At 46.6% G+C, this 24,400-nt stretch carries 29 protein-coding genes and 2 pseudogenes; 20 read left to right on the forward strand and 11 right to left on the reverse strand.

The annotated features are described in order from the left end of the window. Positions 1-279: pseudogene (locus FNY66_RS04415) on the forward strand (MATE family efflux transporter); the annotation flags it as partial. Between the two features lie 200 nt (positions 280-479). Here FNY66_RS04415 and FNY66_RS04420 read toward each other — a convergent pair. The 7 genes and pseudogenes from FNY66_RS04420 to FNY66_RS04450 all read right to left on the reverse strand — a co-directional run bounded on the left by FNY66_RS04420 (position 480) and on the right by FNY66_RS04450 (position 5,680). Beyond that, a complete protein-coding gene (locus FNY66_RS04420) occupies positions 480-779 on the reverse strand; it encodes a hypothetical protein (RefSeq protein WP_150310392.1) in 300 nt (99 codons plus the stop codon). A 107-nt stretch (positions 780-886) separates the two neighbouring features. Then, positions 887-1,681: pseudogene (locus tag FNY66_RS04425) on the reverse strand (ABC transporter substrate-binding protein); the annotation flags it as partial. A gap of 28 nt (positions 1,682-1,709) precedes the next feature. Continuing rightward, on the reverse strand, positions 1,710-3,104 hold the full coding sequence (locus FNY66_RS04430) for a recombinase family protein (protein ID WP_150310394.1): 1,395 nt from the start codon (positions 3,102-3,104) through the stop codon (positions 1,710-1,712). Between the two features lie 355 nt (positions 3,105-3,459). Beyond that, on the reverse strand, positions 3,460-4,305 hold the full coding sequence (locus FNY66_RS04435) for a type II toxin-antitoxin system PemK/MazF family toxin (protein ID WP_150310395.1): 846 nt from the start codon (positions 4,303-4,305) through the stop codon (positions 3,460-3,462). Between the two features lie 56 nt (positions 4,306-4,361). Then, entirely contained in the window at positions 4,362-5,054 is a 693-nt protein-coding gene (locus tag FNY66_RS04440; protein WP_190324778.1) for a minor capsid protein, read from the reverse strand. Between the two features lie 34 nt (positions 5,055-5,088). Then, the gene (locus tag FNY66_RS04445) at positions 5,089-5,301 is read right to left on the reverse strand and encodes a hypothetical protein (RefSeq protein ID WP_150310493.1); all 213 of its coding nucleotides are present in this window, start codon (positions 5,299-5,301) and stop codon (positions 5,089-5,091) included. Beyond that, positions 5,291-5,680, reverse strand: coding sequence for a helix-turn-helix transcriptional regulator (locus tag FNY66_RS04450; protein WP_150310397.1), 390 nt, complete (start codon positions 5,678-5,680; stop codon positions 5,291-5,293). Before FNY66_RS04450 ends, FNY66_RS04445 begins: the two co-directional genes overlap by 11 nt. A gap of 193 nt (positions 5,681-5,873) precedes the next feature. Between FNY66_RS04450 and FNY66_RS04455 the strand changes: the two genes are divergently transcribed. The 17 genes from FNY66_RS04455 to FNY66_RS04525 all read left to right on the forward strand — a co-directional run bounded on the left by FNY66_RS04455 (position 5,874) and on the right by FNY66_RS04525 (position 19,774). Continuing rightward, positions 5,874-6,059 (forward strand): helix-turn-helix domain-containing protein, encoded by a 186-nt coding sequence (locus FNY66_RS04455; RefSeq protein WP_150310398.1) that lies wholly within the window; start codon positions 5,874-5,876, stop codon positions 6,057-6,059. A 267-nt stretch (positions 6,060-6,326) separates the two neighbouring features. Then, positions 6,327-6,479, forward strand: coding sequence for a hypothetical protein (locus FNY66_RS15440; protein WP_190324779.1), 153 nt, complete (start codon positions 6,327-6,329; stop codon positions 6,477-6,479). Positions 6,480-6,494: 15 nt separating this feature from the next. Further along, positions 6,495-6,686: a hypothetical protein gene (locus FNY66_RS04460; RefSeq protein ID WP_150310399.1), complete on the forward strand. Its 192-nt coding sequence runs from the start codon at positions 6,495-6,497 to the stop codon at positions 6,684-6,686. Between the two features lie 72 nt (positions 6,687-6,758). Beyond that, on the forward strand, positions 6,759-6,944 hold the full coding sequence (locus FNY66_RS04465) for a hypothetical protein (protein ID WP_150310400.1): 186 nt from the start codon (positions 6,759-6,761) through the stop codon (positions 6,942-6,944). Further along, a complete protein-coding gene (locus FNY66_RS15445) occupies positions 6,926-7,072 on the forward strand; it encodes a hypothetical protein (protein WP_190324780.1) in 147 nt (48 codons plus the stop codon). The genes FNY66_RS04465 and FNY66_RS15445 overlap by 19 nt, the downstream gene beginning before the upstream one ends. Positions 7,073-7,080: 8 nt before the next feature. After that, complete coding sequence (locus FNY66_RS04470) at positions 7,081-7,737, forward strand: YqaJ viral recombinase family protein (RefSeq protein ID WP_150310401.1); 657 nt, start codon at positions 7,081-7,083, stop codon at positions 7,735-7,737. A gap of 12 nt (positions 7,738-7,749) precedes the next feature. Further along, positions 7,750-8,439 (forward strand): DUF1351 domain-containing protein, encoded by a 690-nt coding sequence (locus FNY66_RS04475; RefSeq protein WP_190324781.1) that lies wholly within the window; start codon positions 7,750-7,752, stop codon positions 8,437-8,439. After that, positions 8,403-9,143, forward strand: coding sequence for a hypothetical protein (locus FNY66_RS04480; RefSeq protein WP_150310403.1), 741 nt, complete (start codon positions 8,403-8,405; stop codon positions 9,141-9,143). Before FNY66_RS04475 ends, FNY66_RS04480 begins: the two co-directional genes overlap by 37 nt. 14 nt (positions 9,144-9,157) lie before the next feature. Then, on the forward strand, positions 9,158-11,230 hold the full coding sequence (locus FNY66_RS04485; protein WP_150310404.1) for a distal tail protein Dit: 2,073 nt from the start codon (positions 9,158-9,160) through the stop codon (positions 11,228-11,230). Next, positions 11,227-14,772, forward strand: coding sequence for a phage tail spike protein (locus FNY66_RS04490; protein WP_190324782.1), 3,546 nt, complete (start codon positions 11,227-11,229; stop codon positions 14,770-14,772). The genes FNY66_RS04485 and FNY66_RS04490 overlap by 4 nt, the downstream gene beginning before the upstream one ends. A 4-nt stretch (positions 14,773-14,776) precedes the next feature. Then, complete coding sequence (locus FNY66_RS04495) at positions 14,777-16,627, forward strand: InlB B-repeat-containing protein (protein ID WP_150310406.1); 1,851 nt, start codon at positions 14,777-14,779, stop codon at positions 16,625-16,627. A gap of 29 nt (positions 16,628-16,656) precedes the next feature. Continuing rightward, positions 16,657-16,947: a hypothetical protein gene (locus FNY66_RS15610; protein ID WP_202879154.1), complete on the forward strand. Its 291-nt coding sequence runs from the start codon at positions 16,657-16,659 to the stop codon at positions 16,945-16,947. Positions 16,948-17,032: 85 nt separating this feature from the next. Continuing rightward, entirely contained in the window at positions 17,033-17,449 is a 417-nt protein-coding gene (locus tag FNY66_RS04505; RefSeq protein ID WP_150310407.1) for a hypothetical protein, read from the forward strand. A 13-nt stretch (positions 17,450-17,462) separates the two neighbouring features. After that, entirely contained in the window at positions 17,463-18,116 is a 654-nt protein-coding gene (locus tag FNY66_RS04510; protein WP_150310408.1) for a hypothetical protein, read from the forward strand. Positions 18,117-18,197: 81 nt separating this feature from the next. Beyond that, positions 18,198-18,509, forward strand: coding sequence for a branched-chain amino acid ABC transporter permease (locus tag FNY66_RS04515; RefSeq protein WP_150310409.1), 312 nt, complete (start codon positions 18,198-18,200; stop codon positions 18,507-18,509). A 2-nt stretch (positions 18,510-18,511) separates the two neighbouring features. After that, a complete protein-coding gene (locus tag FNY66_RS04520) occupies positions 18,512-18,805 on the forward strand; it encodes a phage holin family protein (RefSeq protein WP_150310410.1) in 294 nt (97 codons plus the stop codon). Between the two features lie 60 nt (positions 18,806-18,865). Further along, entirely contained in the window at positions 18,866-19,774 is a 909-nt protein-coding gene (locus FNY66_RS04525) for an N-acetylmuramoyl-L-alanine amidase (RefSeq protein ID WP_150310411.1), read from the forward strand. Between the two features lie 102 nt (positions 19,775-19,876). Here FNY66_RS04525 and FNY66_RS15715 read toward each other — a convergent pair whose 3' ends face one another. The 3 genes from FNY66_RS15715 to FNY66_RS04540 all read right to left on the reverse strand — a co-directional run bounded on the left by FNY66_RS15715 (position 19,877) and on the right by FNY66_RS04540 (position 21,913). Continuing rightward, positions 19,877-20,203, reverse strand: a complete 327-nt coding sequence (locus FNY66_RS15715; protein ID WP_229409445.1) for an ABC transporter substrate-binding protein — start codon at positions 20,201-20,203, stop codon at positions 19,877-19,879. A gap of 224 nt (positions 20,204-20,427) precedes the next feature. Beyond that, entirely contained in the window at positions 20,428-21,594 is a 1,167-nt protein-coding gene (locus tag FNY66_RS04535; protein WP_150310412.1) for a hypothetical protein, read from the reverse strand. Between the two features lie 109 nt (positions 21,595-21,703). Then, positions 21,704-21,913 (reverse strand): hypothetical protein, encoded by a 210-nt coding sequence (locus FNY66_RS04540; protein WP_087151998.1) that lies wholly within the window; start codon positions 21,911-21,913, stop codon positions 21,704-21,706. 182 nt (positions 21,914-22,095) lie between these two features. Here FNY66_RS04540 and FNY66_RS04545 point away from each other — a divergent pair, with 182 nt between their 5' ends. Together FNY66_RS04545 and FNY66_RS04550 are read left to right on the forward strand one after the other, a co-directional pair. Then, complete coding sequence (locus FNY66_RS04545; protein WP_087151997.1) at positions 22,096-22,821, forward strand: phosphatase; 726 nt, start codon at positions 22,096-22,098, stop codon at positions 22,819-22,821. A 575-nt stretch (positions 22,822-23,396) separates the two neighbouring features. Continuing rightward, on the forward strand, positions 23,397-23,705 hold the full coding sequence (locus FNY66_RS04550) for a YerC/YecD family TrpR-related protein (protein WP_087151996.1): 309 nt from the start codon (positions 23,397-23,399) through the stop codon (positions 23,703-23,705). A gap of 66 nt (positions 23,706-23,771) precedes the next feature. Here FNY66_RS04550 and FNY66_RS04555 read toward each other — a convergent pair whose 3' ends face one another. Continuing rightward, on the reverse strand, positions 23,772-24,377 hold the full coding sequence (locus tag FNY66_RS04555) for a DUF1836 domain-containing protein (protein ID WP_087151995.1): 606 nt from the start codon (positions 24,375-24,377) through the stop codon (positions 23,772-23,774). Positions 24,378-24,400: the final 23 nt, after the last annotated feature.

The raw sequence follows: 24,400 nt of genomic DNA on the forward strand, positions 1-24,400 counted from the left end.
ATATTCTTTATTCCCCTTGCAATCGTTAATATTTACAGGAACGGAATCCAGGGACTGGGATATGGACTGCTCCCGATGATGGCGGGGGTAGCTGAACTGATCGGAAGAGGCGTTGTCGCGGTGATAGCGGCAGGGCAGAAGAGCTATCCGGGGGTGTGTCTTGCCAGTCCTGCAGCATGGGTGCTTGCATCGGTTCTGTTGATTGCTATGTATTATTACATTGTTAAGGTTGACCTCAAAAAAATATTCCCGGACAGGAAATCCGGGAACGATATATAGGAACGCCTTTTAAAAGCTGTAATTTTTAGGCGAAGTCCAATGGCCATACGAACAGCCGGCCATACAGCCATTGTCTTCTTTGTTTTCATGTTTTAAGAATAACAGGGAAATGTGAATCCATTGTGACAATATATGGAAGAAAACTTAAAGAATCTTAAAAGATAATAAACTTGTGAAAGAGCGGTATCAAAGACCACGGTTCAGGTAATATGCATCATATTCTGGGAGGCTTTTGTCCACCGCTCTTTCTCTGTTTCATAGCGCTCTTTCAACCAGTCAACTGCCTGATCCATACCTTCGTCAGAGAGCGGAAAAGTAGCGCTTTCTTTCTCTTCGTCAGGGGTCTGCTCAAAGCACCACGGTTCCGGATATACCCATACTGTAAATGTAGTACTGCTCTTTCCATCATCCCCGTTCATAAAATATCTCATGCCGTGATGGCTGCCGGAGAATGGTTCCTTTTTTAATCCGCCGTATGGTACAAGCCTTTTATCTATCATAATATATCGATTATCCTTTCTCGTGATATCAGATTCTGTAATACCCGGACCGGAACTGTACAGTGACAGCGCCAGCCCGGGATTATTATCTGTCTCAGTGTATTATATCACTGAGCTGCGATTGCTGCAAACTGTGTCGTCACGAGATCATCATATGGTACGCGTCCTTCCAGTTCCCCGGCGCTCTCAAGGATATCCTGGAGAAGATCAAAGCTGCTCTGCTCAAAGATCAGGTTGCTTTTCCATGTGTCCTGCTCGTAATAGCGCGTTACGATTGTAGTGATCGTCTCAAGATCTGTCTCTGGGAACTGCGGTTCTATAATAGAGGCGATTTCATCAGGGGTGTGGACCTGGACATAATCCATCCCTTTCTGGAGGGCATTGGTAAATCCCTGGATGATGTCAGGATTTTCATCGATGTAGCTTTTCTTTGCACTGAAGGCTGTGTAGGGAACATATCCGCTGTCCTCGCCAAGGGAAGCGACTACATAGCCTTCGCCCTCGGATTCAAGTGTTGTGGCTCCTGGTTCAAACTCAACCGTAAAATCTCCCTGACCCTCCGCAAATGCGGCAGCGGTGGATCCAAAGTCAATGTTCTGGTTGATCTCAAGATCTGTCTCAGGATCGATGCCGTTCTCTTTCAGGATATACTCAAATACCATTTCCGGCATACCGCCTTTTCGTCCGCCAAGCACGACATGGCCTTTCAGATCTTCCCATTTGAAGTCCGGCATTTCTTCCCTTGCTACAAGGAAGTTCCCGGCACGCTGGGTGAGCTGTGCGAAGTTGACGACATAGTCTGTGGCGCCTTCGGCATAGGTGTAGATGGAAGCCTCCGATCCCATAAATCCTATGTCTGCTTCGCCGGAGATGACGGCGGTCATTGTTTTGTCTGCGCCAAACGGAGCTCGCAACTTAGGCATAGACAGCTTAAATAAAGTCAACAAAATCAATGGTATAATCCGACTTCAAATGGATCTGCCGGATTGTGTTCCTCCAGAAAGCACGCCGGTTTTCCGGACTGAGAGAGTTGTATATTGACCGACAATCTTTCTGTAGAAGTTCTTTGATGAATGTGTAATCCTGCTCCGGCTCTGGAATAATGGCCGCGAGCTGTCTTTTCTCCTCTTCCAGTGAATCGTATTCATTACTGTAATAATCCCAGTCTATACGTCCTTTCTGGAACAGAATGTTCAGGCGCTCCATTTCTTTGTCGATCTGCTTTTCCGTCCGGGCTTTCGGACGTTCTTTCATTTTTCGCTTTTTAATATCCTCCACGCGAATCTTGTATGCATTAAATTCATGCTCCAGATTATCAAGCAGATAGCTCTCGATCAGATTCTGGCTGAGACGGTGTCTATTCGTACAGATCCGGTCGATCATCGCCCGATTGCATCTGTAATAACAGTAATCCCTCTTTTCCCCCGTTTTCCGATTTACAACTGATTTGCAGCCTGTACCGCATAAGATTTGACCGCATACCGGACATCTGATCATGCTCGAAAAATAATAGATTCTTCCGGATGGCGTTTGCTTCGCATTCCTCTTACTGATCTGTTGCAGTCGAGCCCAACGCTCTTCTGAAACGTAAGCAGGGCAGTATGGAATCCCTCGGTAAGTACCTTTGTAAAACTCACTGGACAGCATTGTCCGAAGCATACTGTAAGAGAATGCAGGATCGTAGTTTCGCTGCATATACCGGAGTGTTGCCTGTTTGGCCTGATGTTTTTCAAAATAATCATAGAATGCATTTACCATCTCTTCCTGTTCCGGATTTTTGACCATACACTTCTTCCCGTCTACGATTCCCACTTTGTATCCCCGGGGCATATTGCAGTCACCGAATATGACTTTCCCCTGCCGGATGGACGCTTCATTTACAAATTTGATACGCTCAGATGTGGTATCCACCTCATTCTGGCCGATCGACAGCACAACATTAAGCTGCAGTCGGCCGTCTCGGGTTTCCATGTTTATTCCCGGTTCTGAAGCAGATATCCAGTACACGCCATATTCATCCAGTATATCTTGGACTTTATAGAAGTCGGACATGTTACGGAACCATCGATCCAGACGCCAGAAGAGGATCACATCGATCTTTCCGACTTTGACATCTTCCAGAAGAGCATGGATTGCCTTGCGCTTCTTCAGCTCCTTTCGCGCGGTTTTCCCTTCATCTGCATAGACTCCGACCGGGATCATTCCGTGATCTTTTGCATAGCGTGCTAGGTATTCTTTCTGCGCTTCAAGGGATTTACCATGCATCATCTGTTCAGAAGTCGAGACACGGATGTAGATTGCGCAGCGCTTGAGTTTTTCAGACATGATATCATCTCCCTTATTCATTTGTATGAAAAATAGATACAAAAATAACAGCCAGACTGTGAACTCATGTTCTGGATTGTCTCGACTGCCCGAAGATGATACAATATTCTCGGAACGTACTGCATCAACCTTCGGGAATGTAGTCATTTGTCGCTCGGTATTACCAGTACCGAGCGGTTTTTATATAACGTAAAAGACCCCGTATTGCTACGAGGTCTTCACATAATAGACTAATGTCTTCTTTGATGCCCCAAGGGCGATATTTAGAAAAGAATTTCTCTTTTCTGTTAGTCTATTATAGTTCATATTATGCTCGTAGTCAATGAAAATATTCAGGATTTCCAAAATACTTTTCTTAAAAAATATATAATTCTTTCATTTTTTCATTGATTTTTTCCATGTTTTCTTCTGACAAAGAAATTCCGGCTAATACTCCTTTTAAATTCCTTGGATCAAAAATACGCATTTTGCTTATTGTGGTAATCTGATTTATAAGAGCAACGCTGCCTTCCTTCATTCGAGAAATTTCAATCCCTATTTTATCAAGGTATTCTTGCTGCTCTTTATTATGGCGACTTTTTTCTTCCCAGGTTAATCGGAGTTTCTTTACACTTTCCAGATGCCCTTTTGCGACAATAAGCTTCTGATCAAATTCGTCTGTTCCCGCTTCGCATTTTTCCAAATCCTGGATGGATTTGTTTGTAAGGGCCATCATCGAGTCAAAGAGAGAAATCGTTTCTTCAACTTCGCGCTGCTCTTCTTTTAATGATTTATCTATGGTATCGTATTTGAGTTTTAATAATCGATAAATGTCATTTCCCAAGTCTACACTATTCGGATGAAGTTCGCGGTTTTCCCGTGCTGATGTAAGCGGAATAACAGTAACAACTGGAGAATTGCGGGCATTTTTGTTATCCAAAACAATTCCATAGTGTAATCCGCCATATTCGCTTCCGATATTAAAACCGAATTGAATTTTAACAATATTCCCACGCTTATATGCTATATTGCGTGCAGGCTCAAATTTTTCTTCAAAATTAATCATGCGAACATAATCTTTTATCCAGTAAGAAAGAAGATGAGCTTTCTTTAAATGCTTTTCAGCGGGATCATTAATAAAAGATTCAAGCATTTTATTTAATGTTTTTATAGCCTCTTTTTTGTTTTGTATGACATCATCTTTTGTAAATTCTTTAGACATCTCTTCCTCTCTTTCCCCGAGAAACACCACTATATAAACGCCGTAGCGGTTATAGCTTAAAAACTATTAAGCCAATTTTGATAATCTTCTTCACTTTCGCCTGTATGCGCCGAAATAGAGCAACGGCAATGTTCGCACATCGGAGGTGCATTTAATCCGGGACGAAGTTGCGAGAGTGGAAAAATTTTGCCATCTAATGCTTTACATTTTGGACAAGAATTTGAACAAGCTATATATTCATAGTGCGAAAATCCATTCTTTTTAATGGAATCTTTTTGGCGTAAAATCTGTTCACAAATCTCTTCTGAATAAATTTTTATAGGAACAAGATGTTTATAATGGCGTATACAAATATCTGGCATAGCACCTTCATATTGGCTCATAGTATCAAAAAATTTTTTATATCTATTTTCTTTCCCCTTTTCGGTTTTCAACTTATCAGCTTTTTGGCAGGTATCATACCACACCCTATCAATAAAAGCATTTATTGTTTCGGCCTTTTGTTCATCTGTATTCATTCTTTCGTATTTTTGAATAAGATTATCCCCTTTGACCTTTACCCGATGGGATGCCTGAGCTTCTGCTAACACAGCGAGCTTTTCCATATATAAATCATATCGACTAAAAAAGGTTTCAGGATTTACAGTATTTTCTATTAACTGAGCGCAGTCGTTTGCTATCTCTAAATCCCTTTGAAGCGTCGCAAGATCAACTGGCTTTTGTCTTTTAAACAAATCAAAAAATCCCATAATTTCCTCTTTCCCTCCGAGAAACACCACTTTTTTATGAATGCGCAGATGATTCAATTTGCTGCACGTCTGCCTTTTCAAAATCCCGCCCTGTAATGTGACGGATCGCATGGTTGATAGCTTTTAATCGTTTACTATCGCATAGATTACTGTTGATGAAGATGGTGAAGGATCCATCTTCGTTTTCAGTTATCGCTTCATTGACAGTCATTCCATCCATGAAGAATACCTGATAATCAAAAGTCATTTTCTCCACGTTCTTTCCTCTTTAATGCCATGAGCATATCATAAGTTGTTTTTAAATCTTCTGGCGAGGCGTCTTTTGCCGCATCGAACAGCACACGAAGGTCTTTGTTTTCAAAAAGGGCCTGCGCCATTTCAGCGGTTTCTTCGTTTAAATAATATTTCTCACCGCCTTCCTTTTCTTCACCTGTCATAAGATATTCTACTGATACACCCAGATAATCGGATATCTTTTGCATCTTATCCTGTTTAGGCGTATATCTTCCGGCTTTCCAATCTGAAAAAGTAGATTTTGTAATTCCTGCTCCTTTGGCTACATCAGAATCCTTTAATTCGCATTTATCTCTTATTTCGCAGTAACGCTCATATGCACTTTTAGCCATAATACTCCTTTCTTTGAAATAATTCGGATTTCTGTACAAAAAGCGCTTGACAAATACAGATAACTGTACTATGATATAGCCATAAAGTTCAGAAATCAGTACGAATTATCCTAACAATATATCCCTAAGGAGATTATAACTGATTTCCGAACTAAAATCAATATTAAGTTCGGAAAGGAGGAAACATATTTTAATGTACAAAAAATATGAGGAACTACGTGATAAAGCCGGAGTAACTGATTATCGGGTATCTATGGATACAGGTATTCCTAAATCTACATTCTCCGAATGGAAATCAGGGAGAAGTAAACCTAAATTAGAAAAACTTGTAAAAATAGCCGACTACTTCGGAGTATCTATCGAGTACTTCCTTGAGTAGGGTAACAGATTAGGTGTCCAATAAACAGGACTCATTTTAGATGAAACACGGACAATCAGGGGCGCATACATTTTAGAGAGGTGGTGCATGTGAATATCGAAAAGATCATGGAAGTGCTGATCAGCCTCCTGGCAGAGCAGGAGGGAGTAACAATTGAATATACGATAGAGAAACCCGCGTAGGCGGGAGAGAGGAGGTGAGAACATGAGTGATATGAGAGAACTGATCCCGGAGCTGGATCTTATATCTGTTGAGTAGACAAGCCTGATGCCGGCTGCTGAGCTGAAACGTGAGCCGGCGTCGATCAGGAAAAAGCGCAACAGGGCGATCCGTGGCATCGAGATTACGGCTGCAGTGTCGTTACTGCTGAATGTGATCCAGTCAGTGATTATCTACATGCTGCAGGCAGGGCCGATCTGAGAGGAGGTGAGAGAGTTGACGGATGAAAAATTCAAGTGGTGGTACGGATGGCTGAAAGAGGACCTTGAAAGATATCCAGGGAGGGATGACGAGATCCCGCGAACCGCGCTTATAGCGGGATTTTTTGACGGGATGCCGCCAGAGACAGTATTTACGGCAGCTCAGATCAGCGAGATACTCGCCCTCAGGAGACCAGAAAAAGAATGAGCGCCCACATGAGCCGGCAAGCTCGGGCACTCAGGTAACTAACCAACTTAATCATAGCACAAGGAGGTGCGAATGTACATAGGAATCGGGCCGGAAAAGGACACGGTGGTCGAGGAAGAACAGGCTTTTGATTACGCTCTGGAGAGATCTCTTCACGGCACGCCGGAAGATCAACGGGAATTTCGCGAGATGTTGGTCGGGTGGTTCTATTCCGGTAACTGGATAAAGGAGGATGATCCGTGCAGCGGGGAGATATGATACATATCTGGCTGATCCGGTATTCTGACGGAACCTCAGAATGCAGTTCCAGGGAATACGAAAATGTGGTAAAGATAGCCGAGGAACATGTTAGAGGAACAGACCTGTCCTATGTGATCATCGAATAGGAGGAATTATGGAGCCATATAAAATATTTGATTTCCCAGATGAGGCGGCCTGGCTGAAGGGGCGAATGAACGGGATCGGCGGCAGTGATGCCAGTGCTATTGTCGGGATGAACCCGTATAAGAGTAATATCGATCTCTTTGAGGAGAAGATTGGTAGGAGAATCCCGGAAGATATCTCGGACAAGCCCTGCGTGATCTATGGGAAGCTGGCAGAGGCTCCAATCCGGGAACTATTTAAGCTGGATTATCCGGAGTATCAGGTAGAGCATCATGAGTTCCGGATCCTGCAGAGCATCCAGTATCCATTTATGCAGGCTTCACTTGACGGAGAACTGACTGATCCAGATGGCCGCCGCGGCATTCTGGAGATTAAGACAACCAATATCCTGCAGTCGATGCAGCGGGAGAAATGGAATGACAGGATCCCGGATAACTACTATATACAGGTCCTGCATTACCTGCTTGTGACAGGTTATGAGTTTGTAGTACTCCGTGCCCATCTGAATACAGACTGGGGCGGAGAAAAACGGACAACGGAAAAGCACTATTTCATAGAGCGATCTGAAGTGAAAGAGGATCTGAATATGTTGCTTCGGGAAGAACAGAAATTTTGGAAGTACGTGGTAAGCGGCAGAAAGCCGCCGCTGATACTTCCGGAAATATAAAAGGAGGAAATGATGGAATTAAAGATTATAAGCCCACAGGAAGGCGGATTTATAAAGGAGATTCGCTGGAATAATGAAGAGCTGAAAGCAGAGATCTCAGAGAAAATGCAGGAATATAAGTCTCTCGCATTTACTGCAGAAACAATTCAGGACGCAAAAAAGGATCGGGCAAAACTGAACAAACTGAGAACCGCCTTTGAGGATGAGTGCAAAAAGGTGAAAAAGCAGTGTATGGAGCCTTATGAGAAGTTTGAAAGACAGGTTAAGGAATTAACTGCTTTGATCGACGAACCGATCCGGCTGATCGATAGCCAGATTAAAGAGGTGGAAGAGAAGTGCCGGAACGACAAGCGCAAAGAGATTGAGAATCTGTTCCGCACTATCGGGTTTCAGCCGTTTGTGACTCTTGAGAAGATCTGGGATGAAAAGTGGCTGAACGCTTCGGTTTCAATGAGCCGGGTCGAAGATCAGATGAAAACGTGCATGTATCAGATCGGAAATGATGTGACGACAATAAATAATCTTCCTGAGTTTAGCTTTGAGGCTATGGAAGTCTATAAGAAGTCGTTGAATCTGACTACAGCGATACAGGAGGGGCAGAGGTTATCCGAAATCCAGAAGCGCAAAGCAGCATATGAAGAGGAACAGAGGAGAAAGGCTGTGGATTGGATGCACTGGGAAGCAAGGCAAAATCTGCAGTGAATTTGTTTATCAGCTCCTTTACAAACGCGAAGGGAAAGGCAAAGTCTGCAGGGAAAGCAATTGGAGACGCGGTAAACTCTGGCGTGAAGTCGGGAACTGATAAGCTGTCGAACACTATTAACTCGGCCATGAATAAATTTAACTCAGGGCTGAATTCCGGGAAAAGCAAGGCGGTTTCTATTGCAAGGAGTACGGGGAACTCGATCATATCTGCATTCAGGTCCGTGCAAGGCAGTGCATATAGCAGCGGTGCCTATATCGGCCAAGGGCTTGCCAACGGTATGCGCTCTGCTCTCGGAACTGTACAAAGTGTAGCGGCGCAACTGGCAGCGGCGGCAGACGCTGCAATCCGTGCGAAAGCGAAAATTCATAGCCCCTCGAAGGTGTCGGAAGAATCCGGAACTTTCTGGGGACAAGGCTGGGTAAATGGTATCCTGTCGAAAGTGCGGGATGCCAAGAGAGCGGCAATTGAATTGATCAGCATTCCCGATGTTTCCATACCTACGTTCAATCTGGCATACAGTACATCAGGTGGAACAATGGATCTGAACGATGATTACGATTACGGCCGTGCCCGGTATATCCGGATCGAAGTGCCTGTAAACCTTGAAGGGCGCGAAATTGCGAAGGCATCCGCTGAATACATGGAAGACGAGCTGGACAGGCGGCAGGTGAGAGACGACAGGAAACACGGCAGAGTATAGGAGACGGTGACAGCATGTACGATTTTATAGATGTAAATGAGGTTCAGGCGGGCAGGAAACTGCCTGCCGAGGCCCTGCAGATAAACGGCGAGTATATCGAAAATATGATAGACGGTTACCGGACCCTGTATGTATCCGGGCGCGAGGCTATGTCGCAGGAACTGGAATCATATGAAGTCGGAGTCAGTGACGGCGCAAAGCTGAAGAGCCGGCGGTATCCGGCAAGGATGATCACGGTCGCTTATCAGCTGATCGCGGGATCAGCCGAGGAATTCCGCGAAAAATATAATCAGCTCGGCGGGCTGCTGAACACGAAAGATGCGGAACTGATCTTTGCGGATGAACCAGACAAGTACTTTACCGGGACTCCGGAGGAGCTTGGAGAAGTGGATCCCGGAAGGAATTCCGTGATCGGTGAGATCAATTTCTACTGTGCGGATCCGTTCAAATATTCGGTCGTGGAGTATGAGGCGGAGCCGTCACTGGATGAAGGGAGCGTCCTGATCGATTACAACGGGACGTACAAATCATATCCGACCTTGGAAGCGTCTTTTTACAGTGAGGACGAGGCGTCGGATGACGGGGAGACTGTGGAGCAGCTTACGGGGAGCGGAGACTGCGGGTATGTTGCGTTCTTTACGGAAGACGAGAAGATCATACAACTTGGGGATCCGGATGAAGCAGATGCAGAGACGGCATACAAGAAGTCCCAGACGCTGATCAATCAGAAGTTCATGTCTTCGTCTGCGTGGGGGAGTGCGGCGAAAGCTCTGTGGACAGCGAACGGCGGGAATGTACTGCCGGAGGGGATTGTCCAGACCGGGAGCATGGCGATGAAGGTGGCGTCTTACGCGGTGCCTGCGAACCCGAAATCGACATCCGGGACCTTGTTGAACAACAAGCAGACAAGCCAGAGCGCTCCTAAGTTCTATTATACGGTCAAAGCGAAAACATCGGGAAGAACGGCGAGCACGGTCAAAGTGACCGTGACGATCACCGCGTCCCTTAAGACGTCGTCATCGTATTTTGGGAACGGATACGGGCTGAAAGCGAGTATCTACATGGGTGGATCGTGGCACGACGTCACGCTTAAGAAGACATCGGCGCACTGGCGTGGGAAGACGGGGCATACAGTAAACCTGTCGTTTACGGTGAGCGGACTTTCAGCGGGGACGAAGAGCCTGACAGGGATCAAGTTCAAGGTGTCCCGGACAGATTCCTATGGATCGGCCGGAATCCTGGGCGAAACTGCATGCTCGAACCTGGCGATCAGCGATTATGTTGCAGATGTACCGGAGACATATTATCTGGCCCCATCCGGTTACGGATCGGCGAACGGAAAGTACCACGGTCCCAGTATTTCAAGAACAATAGGCGCTGATGCATCCGGGGAAGCAGGAGCTGCGAACTTTTCACTTACCTATAAACAGAAGATGTGCATCGGGAATGGAAGCAGTGATTCAAAACAGTTGGGGGCGTTCCAGGCGCAGGTATCAGACAGCGCAGGGAATGTTATCGCCGGTGTTCGGATCCGGAAAAGCACTTCCGGAAAGTCGGCGAGTGTTGACTATTATGTAAACGGGAAGATGGTCAAGACAGGAAGTGTGGATCTGTCGTATAACAACAAGAGTTTTGGCTCGAAAGAGTCATCTGTTAAGACATCCACGATCCAAAAGGTCGGAAACAAGATCACGTTCAATATTGGCGGCACGGCAAACACATTTACTGACGATGACATCCAGGATGTGAAAGCTGCGAAGATCACATTTATGCTCGAGCAGTATTCCACGTCGGCGGCTCTGTCCTATAACGGACTGTATTGGGCGAAATTCGTTAAGAATAACTGCAATACCTTGCGGGATATCCCGAACAAATTCAGCGCGGACGATGTGGTCGAAGCAGACTGTAAAACGGCTACTGTCCGTCTGAACGGGGTAGAGACACCAACACTCGGCGCCCTGGGGAATGACTGGGAAGATTTTGTCCTGACTCCGGGACTGAACCAGATCGGACTTGCATATTCGGAATGGGTCGATCCGGCACACGCGCCGCAGTTTAAGGTGAGATACCGGGAGGTGTTCCTGTGATACTTTATTTTGCAGACCGGAAATTTAATATACTCGGACAGGCGAGCACGAGGCTCCCGGACGGGATCCTGGTAAAAGACGACCTGAAGACCGAGGAGATAGAGACCGGCGTCGCAGTGTTCGACGGCTACGTGCAGTATACAGCAGAAAACAGGAAGCAGGTCGAATCCTGCGCGGCTGTCGGGAATTATATACTCCGGAAGAACGGCGATGAATGTGAGTTTTATACAATCATCGAGTCAGAAGCAAATACCAAGAATCAGGAAGTATATGTCTACGCGGAAGATGCGGGCCTGGATCTCCTGAACGAAGTGGTCGGAGCATACGAGGCTGATAAGGCATATCCGATCAGCACGTATGTTGATAAATTCGCATATGATTCAGGATTCGAGATCGGTATCAACGAGGCTGCGTCTCTGTCAAGGAAATTGAGCTGGGACGGCGAATCGACAGTAACGGAGCGGCTGCAGAGCGTGGCGACGCAGTTTGATTGTGAGATCTCTTACAGTTTTGACGTCAAGGGGCTTGAGGTAACGCATAAGTATATCAATATCTACAAAAAGCGCGGCAAGGATCTCGGGATCCAGCTGCGCTTGAATTATGATATCGATAATATCGTTACAAAGAAATCGATCGCGAATCTGGCAACCGGCCTTGAGGTGACCGGCGGCACTCCGGAAGATGCGGAAGACCCGATCACCCTGAAAGGCTATAAGTATGACGACGGAGACTTCTTTGTTTCCGGAACACGGCTGTATTCCAGAAAAGCCAACCAGAAATGGAGCCGGTATATCTGGAATAAAGAACCGAATAAGCTGAATGACAACAGCGGGTATATCGTAAAGACGTACAGCTATGATACAACTTCGCAATCCGAGCTGTGCTCGCGCGCGGTCACGGAATTGAAGAAACTTTGTGACATCGAGGTGAACTACGAAGTTGAGATCGCGAAGCTGCCAGACAATGTCCGGATCGGCGACAGGGTGGATATCGTCGACGATGCCGGTGAGCTGTATGCTTCCGCGCGGGTACTGAAACTGGAGTCGTCCGCGTGGAACGATAAGAATGAAGCGACGCTCGGAGAGTTTCTGATCAAGCCGGCAGGTATATCGCAGAAAGTGTTGGAGCTTGCGGAGCAGTTTGCGAAGACGTCGTTATCTGCTGAGAGGGCAGAGAAGATTGCCGAGACCGCAAAGCAGACCGCGGATACCGCGCAGGAAGCAGCAGATGGCGCCGTGGAGGATGCAGAAGAAGCTCAACATGCCGCGGAAGAAGCTCAGCAGGCTGCGGATACTGCACAGATATCGGCGGAGGCCGCACAGCAGGCTGCAGATGCTGCCCAGAGTGCAGTCGTAACCGTAGAAGAGAGTGTGCAGGGGCTTCAGGAGACAGTGGACAATGCGCAGGCGGCGGCAGGCCAGGCGTATCAGGCAGCAGAGACAGCCGGGCAGAAAGCAGATCAGGCTGCCCAGTCGGCTGCGGATGCGGCAGATGATGCAGCCGAAGCGAAAGAGGAAGCCGCGGCTGCACAGGCAACGGCAGAATCGGCAGTAACGAATGCAGATGCAGCGAAAAGTACAGCGGCCGCGGCAGTGGCAGAAGCCGGGGAAGCGAAGACTACCGCAGAGGCGGCGAAGCAGGACGCCCAGACCGCGCAGAATGAAATCGATGCGCTGGGGGAGAACCTGACAACGCTTTCCAATACGATGCAGGCCGAATATGCAAGAAAATCTGATCTGACAGAAGCAGAAGCAGCTCTCCAGACACAGATTGAGCAGAACGCCGCGCAGATCAGCAGTACTGCCTCAAAGGTAGAGACGATAGACGAGACAGCGAACAATGCCGCGGATCAGGCGGCCGCTGCACAAAGTACGGCAAGTTCCGCGCAGGAAAAAGCAGATCAGGCAAGTGCGGACGCGGCTGCTGCACAGACGGCGGCAGATCATGCGGCTCTTGCTGCCCAAAATGCGCAGGGCGAGGCTGACACAGCAAAAGAGGCCGCCCAGACGGCACAGGATGTAGCGGATAAAGCGAAGAACGATCTGGAAGCGGCGAAAGCGGATCTTGCAACAGTGCAGTCCCGCGTGGATGCCACAGAAGAGGAGATCGCAGCAGCGCAGGAGGCTGTGGATACAGCACAGGCCGCAGCAGACAAAGCACAGGCAGACGCTGAAGCTGCTGTGAATTCTGCAGCAACCGCCCAGACAAAAGCTGACAATGCTGCCACTGCAGCACAGGAAGCGCAGACAGCGGCTAATGATGCGGCGTCAAAGGCAAATGCGGCGCAGAAAGTAGCAGACGAGGCAAAAGGGGATGCCCAGGCCGCCCAGGAACTGGCACAGGCGGCGCAGGATGTGGCAAATGCCGCCCAGAACACGGCAAATACAGCGAAAACGAATGCGGCAGCGGCGCAGGCCGCAGCAGATACGGCTGCCCAGACAGCGGCGCAGGCACAACAGGCCGCCGATGATGCTGATGCAAAAGCAGCACAGGCAGCAGAGGATCTCGCAGAAGCACAGCAGAACCTTGCAGATGTCACATCAAGAGTGGGTGCGACAGAAGAGGAGGTGGCGGCCGCACAGGCGGCAGTAACAGCAGCTCAGGAGGCCGCGGATCAGGCCGCGAAAGAAGCCGCAAACGCACAGAGTGCGGCGGATACGGCAAAAAGTAATGCAGAAACGGCGCAGAAGACTGCAGACGCTGCGAATACTGCGGCTCAGGAAGCCCAGACTGCGGCGGATAACGCTCAGGCGGCGGCAGACCAGGCGCAGGAGGCAGTTGACGCGTTGGCGGTAAGGGTTACCAATGCGGAGACGAAAATCACGCAGAACGCAGAAGCGATTGCCCTTGCAGCAACCAAAACGGAAGTCGAGGAGACTCTTGGCGGATATTATACGAAGGAGCAGACGGATGCGGCAATCCAGTTGGAAGCGGAAGGAATAACATCTACTGTCAGCGCTGTGAAGGAGACAGCGGAAAATGCACAGACATCTGCTGACGGGGCGTATGATCTAGCGGCAGAGAATGAATCCCAGATATCCGAGACGAGATCAGAAGTCGAACAGCTTTCCGACGCGTTATCGACGTTGATTGTTGGAGAAAACGGCGAAACAATGATGGAGCAGACAGATGTCGGATGGCAGTTCAATATGAGTTCTGTGTTATCCCGACTCGAAACCGCCCGTGATGAACTGGACAAGCAAAGAGATGATATCGAAGGTATTGATGCGACTATTTCAAATCTGGATTCTCTTGTTGATGATATCACGAAAAAAACTGCATATGTCACAATGTCTACAGATGATAAGGGAAACCCGTGTATCGAACTGGGAAAGCAGGATAGCCCTTTCAAGCTTCGGATCACAAATGAGTCGATTGATTTTGTACAGGACGGAGTTAAAATCGCATACATTACAAACCGGCAGTTTTATAATCAGAGCTCCGTCGTGACAGATGAAATGAAAGTGGGCGCAGGATCAGGTTTTATATGGAAAAAACGTCAAAACGGCAACATGGGGTTGCGATGGACAGAAGGGAATTGATTAAATGGCAAAAATATACGGCAATACAGTTGGCACAGCGAACTCTAAATTTAGGGTTGTCTGTGAATATTCCTATGCTGATCAGAATAATGGTTACTATAAAGTCAGTTATAAATTTTACGTTCAGGTAACAACTGGAAACTTTTATGGTTCAAATCTGACATCATCCTGGGGAAAAACGTTCAGTATCAACGGAACCGGAACCTATGGTACTTCCAGTACATATACCAAGAACGTGGCGTACGGAGCCAAATTTACGCTTGGATCGACCGCTTCTGCTCAGTACACGGCGTCACAGACATATAAATCCCAGATCAGCGGTTCAACTGCAATCTGCACCATACCAACTAAGACATATACGATCACATATAACGCAAATGGCGGATCTGGCGCGCCCGGTAAGCAGACGAAAACATATGGGAAAACATTAAAACTGTCTACGACAAAACCAACCCGGACGGGATATACGTTTCAAGGGTGGGGGACATCAGCGACCGGAAGTGTCGTGTATGCAGCTGGCGCGAATTATACGGCAAATGCTTCAGACACCCTGTACGCAATATGGAAAGCCAATACATATACGGTTAAGTATGATGCAAACGGCGGCACTGGCGCTCCTGCGAATCAGACGAAAACTTATGGTGTGACGCTCAAATTATCCACTGCGAAGCCGACGCGGACAAACTATAACTTCCTTGGTTGGGGAACTTCCGCAGCATCGACTACGGTAGCGTATGCTCCAGGCGCGGACTATACAGGAAATTCAGCAATCACGTTATATGCGATATGGGAGCTTGCGTACTCTGAGCCGATCGTTACAGGGCTTGCAGCAGACAGATGCACTGCATCCGGAACGCTTGCGGAGGACGGCCAGTATGCAAAAGTCGTATTTAACTGGCAGATAGATGCAGTAAACAGCGGTGGGCTCGCGAGCGTAGTAATACAGTGGAAAAGACCAACCGATACGGGGTGGAGTTCAGTGACAGCAGTATCCGGGGGTGCAGCTACGAGCGGCACGGTGAGCAAAGTTGTTGGAAACAATGCATTAGATACGGAATACGATTATGATATTCAGATTGTCGTCACAGACGCAAAGGGAAATGCAACTTACTCGATCGTACTGCCCGCGATGAAATATATCATAGACTTTCTTTCAGGGGGGAATGGAGTTAGGATTGGCGGACCGGCAAGCCGGATCGGGTTCAGGGATCAGTTCAATACGGTATTCTCTAACGGCTGCGCAAATGTGAATTTCACGGCGGAAGATATCCTGGATCCGAACACAACTCTGGAAAGCCTTATCATGACAAATGTGAATACACCCAACACGGGCTATATGTATATTCACACGATGTTTTATGAAGAAAAATCGGTAGGCGCAAACAGAGCACAGTGTGCTATTCCGTATAACAGCAACGGATCGATATACCATCGATATTATTATAATGGTGCATGGAGTACATGGAAAAGACATGTAAACCAGGATGATACACAGGAACTATTGTGGGAAGGCGTGCTTTATATGAACGCGACCCAGTCGATCAAGTTGCCGAAATCATGGCTTGATTTTCCAAACGGAATAGTTCTCATGTGGAGTGCCTATGAGGATGGGCAGGCATATGATTATCAGTGGAACACTAATTTTCTTCCAAAACAGCAATTAGACCAAAATAGAGGTGGATATTCTTTTCTTCTTGTCGGTACAAATAACTGGCTTGGATGGAAATATTTATATTTTGAGAGTGACAACGTTACTATAAGTGGGAATGAAAATAATTCAACAAGTAATATTTCAGGTGCGGGTGCAACTTGGAATAATAACCATTTTGTTTTGAGAAGAGTTTATGGCGTATAGTATTCATTTTTCATATTGGAGGAAATTAAATGTTCAAATTTGAAAACGGAGCAATTTTAGCTCTAAGTGAAGAAGAGGAAGCTGCGGTGATGGCTGCGTACGAAGATTATCAAAAACAGAAAAACAAACAGCCAATGACTCAGAATGAGGTGTTTATGCTCTTGACGCAGCAGCTTACAGCACAGCACAGCACAGCACAGCACAGCACAGCACAGCACAGCACAGCACAGCACAGCACAGCACAGCACAGCACAGCACAGCACAGCACAGCACAGCACAGCACAGCACAGCACAGCACAGCACACAGAATTGTAACCTGACCGGAATAACCTGTCGAGTCCCGGAGGTGATGTTATGTCACTTCTAAGGCGACGGGCAATGATGGAGAGTAGCGGAGGTGAAGAAATGAAAGAATGGAAGTTAATAGGAACAAAAACTTTTTCAGAAGAGGATCTCGGAACATCAAAATTTGATTTTGACTGCAATGGGTGTACAGAGTTCTTTATTTGTGACGATAATCTGCTATCTAATCAAACTATGGGATACAGCATCCAAATAAATGACGCATATATGAGCGTGAATCATAATGTGAAACAAGAAAGCGGGATAAGGCACAGAGAAATTTCACTTGAACATAAGGGAAACCGATGGTGCGAAAACTGTGTATCATTTGATTATGAAACGTTAGCATTTACAAACCCGCAAACAGTTATGGGGGAGAAAAATACTGGTATAGGTGTGGCAAATAAAATATCTATTACACAGAGTAAAATTCAAGATTATCAGATTTACAGCGGAACGATAGAAATATGGGGGAGATAAAACAGGAGGCGTTATGTTAGCAAAGTTAATTGATGGAGCACTCAGTTACGCTCCGAGGAAAATAATCATAGACGGAAAGACGATATTCAACCCAGGTGATGATGTACTCCGGGGACAGGGATACAAGGACGTAGAAACATCCGAAGCTCCTGCGGTATCCACCCAGACCCAGCAGGCAGTCCCCAGCTGGACAGAGCAGGAAAATAAGATTGTCCAGTCGTGGGAACTGAAACCAGCACAGCCAGATCCGACAGTCGCCCTGCAGGAAATTCAGACGCAGGCGGTGCTTGCGCAGATCGCAGAAAGCGATGATAAGACGCTGGGGATTCAGTGTATGGCGCTGTTCCCAGTGTGGAAGCGTGGAAACTATGTTGTTGGTGATGTGCGGACCGATCCTGATACTGGATATCCGTACGAATGTATTGTCGCACATGATAGTATCACAAATACCGGAGACGATTGGACAATTAAAAACCGGGCCCTTTGGTCGGCGTGGCATTCCCGTAAAAAAGAGTATGCACTTCCGTGGGAGAAACCGGAAACGGGGACATCTGGAATATATCACGTTGGTGAGTATATGATCTGGACGGACGGAACAGTTAAAAAGTGTCTGAGGGATACCAATTTCAGCCCGGAGGAATACCCGGCTGACTGGGAGGACGCATAAAGGCAGGTGAGAATATGGGCATCAGAGACAGACCGTAACCGGTCTTATTTTTATGCATAAAATAGTATGGAGGTAGAACCCGTGTACATAAGCATAGGGACAATTATCACGGCAGGCAGCCTGATCGGTGCGCTGGGAGTGATCGGAGGAGTGCTGATCGCGGCGTATAAATTCTTCAAAAAGCCGGAAGAACTTGAGGAGAAGACCGAAAAGATACGCAAAACCCATGAAGAGGATATCCGGAAGATTAATGAAGAACAGTGTCTGATCACCTACGGGCTTCTCGCCTGCCTGAAAGGACTCAAGGAACAGGGCTGTAATGGTCCGGTGACAGAAGCAATTAATAAGATTGAAAAGCACCTGAATAAACAGGCGCATGATATGGAGGAATGACTATGGAACAGATTATGAACTATGTAAAACCGGAACTGATTGTTGTTGCAGTTGTGCTGTATTTTGTCGGAGTCGGCCTGAAAAAGGCTCAGGCTATACCGGATAAGTACATCCCGATTATTCTGGGGGCAGCCGGTATTGTGATCTGCGCTGTCTGGGTGGTTGCCACCTGCCCGCTTGATTCCGGTCAGAATATCGCAATGGCGATATTTACAGCGATTGTACAGGGAATATTAGTGGCCGGGTTAAGCACATATGTGAATCAGATCATTAAGCAGGTTCAGAAAACAGAGTAGATCAAAGGGCGGGCAACCGTCCTGTTTGTGTTGCGACGTCGCAACGGAAAGGAGTAGAATATGGCACACATTTTTATTATTGCAGGACATGGAGACGGAGATCCGGGAGCATCCGGAAACGGGTACAAGGAATATGAAAGAGTCAGGGCCCTTGCAAAGAAGATAAAAGCGTACGGCGGCGACAATGTTACAGTCGGGGATACGAGCCGGGACTGGTATAAGGATAACCTGATCAGCTCCCTGAACATCTCAAAAGACTGGCAGATTGTAGAGCTGCATATGGACGGGGCGTCCGCATCCTCTGCCCGCGGCGGCCACGTTATCATTAATTCCACATATGATCCGGACAAATATGACAAAGCACTGGCGGAATTTATTTCTGATATTCTTCCGGGCAGAGCAAGTACAATTGTAAAACGCAGTGATCTGGCAAACCCGAAACGGGCCGCCGCAAAAGGATATCCCTACCGCCTGCTTGAATGCGGATTCATCACCAATGCACAGGATGTTAAGATATTTAACGGACAGATGGACGACATTGCAAAAGGGATCCTGAGTATATTTGGTATTAAAGCATCCGGATCGGAAAGTGCGTCCAAGCCGGATGAATCCAAATCGGCAGCAAGTACCGGTAAAAAATCTACAGATACGATCGCAAAAGAGGTTATTGCAGGCAAGTGGGGGAATGGCGATGACCGGAAGAAAAAGCTTGAGGCGGCCGGATATAACTATAATACAATCCAGAACAGGGTCAATGAGATGCTCGGCGTGAAATCTTCCGGAACAGCAAAGAAGACCCTGAAAGTCGGGATGAAAGCGAAACCGAAGACGGCTGTTTCGTATGACGGCGTGAAGCTGATCTCGTCTGTTACGAAAAAATATTACAAGGTGATCGAGATCAAGGGATCCCGTGTGGTTCTGGGAGACAGCCTGAACACTGCCTTCAATATCAGTAATCTGACGTATTAATAATTTACCCCGGAGCCATCAACTCCGGGGTGGAAAATTGTATCATCTCGTTGTATAATTTGACGAAAAATCGTTGTGCAAAATGCAAGAAATAAAATGTTTCTATGCAACGCAAATACGCGGTTTTTTGAGGGCGTCTATGCCTAACATGTTATCCCCAAACCCGCATACGAGTTCGAGGTCAATTCCTTCCTCCTCAAAATAACCTTCTTCGATCGCTACATACATAGGTGCGTAGAAGATTGAGTGAGCAACTTCATTTAGTGTGACCGGAGTCAGTTCCGGTTCTTCTGCCTGTTCTGCTGTATTCTTCTCTGTGGCATCCTCTTCCGATACAGGAGATTCTGTCTCTGTTTTCTGTGAGCATCCGGCAAACAGGCAGAGACAGAGGACAACAGCGGTCAGACATGCAATAATGCGCTTTTTCATAATTCCTCCGCGATAAATATTTAATAAATTCCTTACAATATATGTGGAAAAATCAGAAAACGTGCGCGGTCACCGGAAATGCAAAAGGGTATATTCCAAGTTTGTGACCAGTGGGAAAAGCTCGTAGGATCCCTGGATTTGACCTGCCGCCTTTACAAAAAAAGATGCCGCAGTCCTGCGGCATCCTGGTTTGTTATATTCCGTACCGATATTCAGTTATGTGCTTATTCGTCGTAATCATCATCTGCATAGTCATCTTCAAAAGCATCATCATAATCGTCTTCATCATCATAACCGCCTCCACGGGAAGTGATAGCGAGAATGAGAGAAATAACGGCTAATACAGCGGCTGCAATCGCTGCTATGAGCAGCTGCAGATCATCTCCTCTCTGGATAAATGCAAATACCGCAGCACCCAGATAGAATATCATCGGAAGAATGAACGCGAGTACCGTGTTTTTCTTCTGCATGATGAAGTAGAGCAGGGCGGATACGAGCATGCAGAGCGCAAGTATCACAAATGTCATGCCGGAAGATACGGCCCCACCCTCTGTTGTATCAGCGAGACCGGTTACAAATCCTCTGTAAATGAGGTAACCGAATGCTGCAAGGGAAAGTATACCAAGGATAATACGCATTGGACGGAATCTGGGTACATCATCGTAATATTCGTCATCATCATATTCATCGACTTCTGCTTCATATTTCTTATTCTGTGTGTTCCTTCTGATTTCGCTCGTCTCATCCTCTAACTGTTTCTTTTTCTTCTTTACGGCTTTCTTATCTATCGTACCGGTTTCCAGCATATCCCCATAGCTCTTGCGGGCTGCTTTTTCACGTTTAGTCCGTACTTTTTCCGGCGGAATATTGCTGTAACGTTTTTCCTCTGCCGGTTCAGAATCTTCTGTACGTCTTTTCTTAACAGGCTTTTTCGCGGGCTTGTCGGAATCTTCTGCATCAGGTCTCGGACGCCGTTTTGGAGCTGGTTTTCTTACCTGTTCTTCTTCCTTACCTGTCGATTTTTTAACAGCGGCTTCCTGCTTCGAAGCGGGTTTTCTGGACGGAGCACTCTTCTTCGGGGCTGCTTTTTTTACGGTCCCCTCCTTCTCCAAAACTGCCTTTTTATCAGGCGTTTCCGCTTTTGGAGCTGGTTTTTTTACCGGTGTTTCGTGCGTCTGTGCCCGTTCCTTTACAGGAGCATCTTTGTTTTCGGAAGCTGCCTGTGCAGCTTTTTTTGCAGCGGCACGTTTTGCACGCTGCTTATCGAGATTCCATTGCTTTTTACAGTCGCGGCAGATGGCATATTCGTTAAAGATCGGATCACCGTTTTCATTGGTGCCAATCTGTTTGTTCCGCAATTCGAGCTCTTTTCCACATATTGGACACTTCATAAATCTATACTCCTCTCTTTTGTTGAACAGAATTTACAACAAAATCATTATAACATCAAGAGAGGTTAAGAACAATGAAAAAATGCAATATATGACCTGTTTTGTCGAATTATTTCTCCGAATCCGGGTGTGATTTTGATGGCTTCGGGCGCGATTTTGACGACGGGAGAAACTGGCAGATGTCATTGTACGACTTGAGTTCTGCTTCATTTTGCGGAAGTGACGGTATCAGTCCCGTGTAATCCGTGGAAGACGCCGCATTGGAAAGGTAGTCGTAATCATCGATAAGTTTTTCCTGATTTTTCTTATTATTTTTCATTTTTCACCTCAGTCGTGACAGTCCGTTCATCTGATTTTTATTCAAGCACAAATTCGGGGTCAGATATCAGAGGACGGAGCGTTATCTTGAAGATATTCTTTCCTGACTGAAAAATTGTATTCTGGAAAAAATATGCTATAATGTTCAGGAATTGTTTCTGAGAAAAACGTGAGGTGAAAAAAATGAAAATTATAGCAGATACTCATTCACATACATTGGCAAGCGGCCACGCATACAGTACGATCAAAGAGATGGCGGCAGCGGCAAAAGCGAGAGGATTAAAGGCTCTCGCCCTTACGGAACATGCACCGGAAATGCCGGGAACATGCGGACTATTTTACTTTCAGAATCTTGACGTAGTGCCAAGGGAATGCGACGGCATACGTCTCCTGATGGGAGCGGAAGTCAACATCATGGATCCGGACGGGGGAATCGATCTTCCGGAGAGTACATGCCGGGACCTCGATATTGTTGTGGCCAGCATGCACACTCCGTGTTACGGGACAGATCATACTCCGGAGGAAAATATCAGGGCCTATGTAGAAGTCATGAAGAAACCATATGTCAATATCATCGGTCATCCGGATGACGGGCGATTTCCGTTCGACTATGAAATCCTTGTAAAGACAGCAAAAGAAACGGGGACGCTCCTGGAAATAAATAATTCTTCCATGCGGCCGGCAAGCAGCAGGGTAGGGACACGGGAGAATATCCTGACCATGCTCGACCTGTGCAAACAGTATGAAGTGCCTGTGACAACGGGGAGTGACGCGCATGTAGATGCAGATGCCGGGAACTTTTCATATGTAAGTGAGATTCTTGATTACTGTAATTTCCCTGAAGAACTGGTCGTAACGATGGATATGGAGAAGCTGAAACCTTATCTGAACTGCTATAAATCTCTGTAATCCTTATACAGGCGCGCATCTCATCTGAATGCCAGTCGCCGGATTCTTATGCAAGCATAAATCTATCTCTTTTCATCAGATGGCTTGCTGAAGTCAAAGTAACAGTTCAGCCCGCGCCATTCGCAAAGCCGCCCTGACGTGCTAACTGCGGCTGCGCCGCTGCTTTGCTCATGAGCAGGCGCTCAGCTCATCTGACTGTCAGTCGCCGGATTCTTATGCAAGCATAGATCTATCTCTTTTCATCAGATGGCTTGCTGAAGTCAAAGTAACAGTTCAGCCCGCGCCATTCGCAAAGCCGCCCTGACGTGCTAACTGCGGCTGCGCCGCTGCTTTGCTCATGAGCAGGCGCTCAGCTCATCTGACTGTCAGTCGCCGGATTCTTATGCAAGCATAAATCCGTCTCCTGTCATCAGATGGCTGAACTGTTATGGGCAAAAAATTTCACATAATAAAGTGGTGGACTTTAAAAGTTTAGTGTGCTAAAATATAATAACAGTCTGAGACACGGACCTCGGCAGAGGGATGATGTTTCAGACAGATTTTATGCTACCGGTTGAAAAGGAGATAAGGTTAATATGAGTAAGAAAATAAGGACAGAGGCCGTTGACAGTCTTTTTGAAGCCGTGCTCAGCCTGAAAAATAAAGAAGAATGCTATATATTTTTTGAAGATATCTGCACGATCAATGAACTCCTCTCGTTGTCACAGCGTTTTGAGGTGGCAAAGATGCTCCGTGAGCAGAAGACGTATCTGGAGATTGCGGAGAAGACAGGGGCTTCGACCGCTACGATCAGCAGAGTGAACCGTTCCCTCAACTATGGAAACGACGGATATGATATGGTGTTCGAGAGGATCAATAAAGAAGACACAGACAAAGAAGAATAAGACGATACGGAAACAGCCGGCAATCACGAAATTGCAATGATTTACATGTGATTCCGGCTGTTATTTTTATTCTTCTTTTTCCTTTGCGGAGAGTTCATCAATGATTTTTTCGATCATCATTTTTTTCAAATATACATCGAAGCTGAGACTGCAGATAAATGCAAAAAGCTTCAGCTTCTCCTGATCCTCCCCTTCCGGCATATCCGCAAATGCAGAACGGGACTTTTCATAGGCTTCCTGTACAGAGGCTTTCATAGGCTCGATACGGGACTTCTCCATCTCGCAGACTTCTTTGTAGATGTCGGAGAGCTGTATCATGTCGTCTCCGGAAAAATATTTCTCGCGGAGCGGTTTCAGGACGGTCTCGATATCCCTGATCGAAAGGATATTCTTGAAATAATAGATCAGGATCAAAAGAAGCATATGCTCCCGTGAATACTTCTTTTTGACAGACGGCGGAAGAAGATTGTTCTTTGTATAGTTATTAATCATCGTTTTGGTCAGTATCTTGTCGTCGCTGTAACGCTTTGTGGATGAAAAATGGTCATCCATAAATGTAGTGACCTGATCCATGTATAAGTCTATATTCGGAATCTCTTCCGGACGGATATAATCTACATGGTCGAGACTCTCCAGTATGCTGTTCAGTATATCATTTGTATCAATAGTCATATTATCACCCCAGTGACTTCATT

It is taken from the genome of Mediterraneibacter catenae (assembly GCF_008691045.1).
In the GTDB taxonomy this organism is placed as follows: Bacteria; Bacillota; Clostridia; order Lachnospirales; family Lachnospiraceae; genus Mediterraneibacter; species Mediterraneibacter ornithocaccae.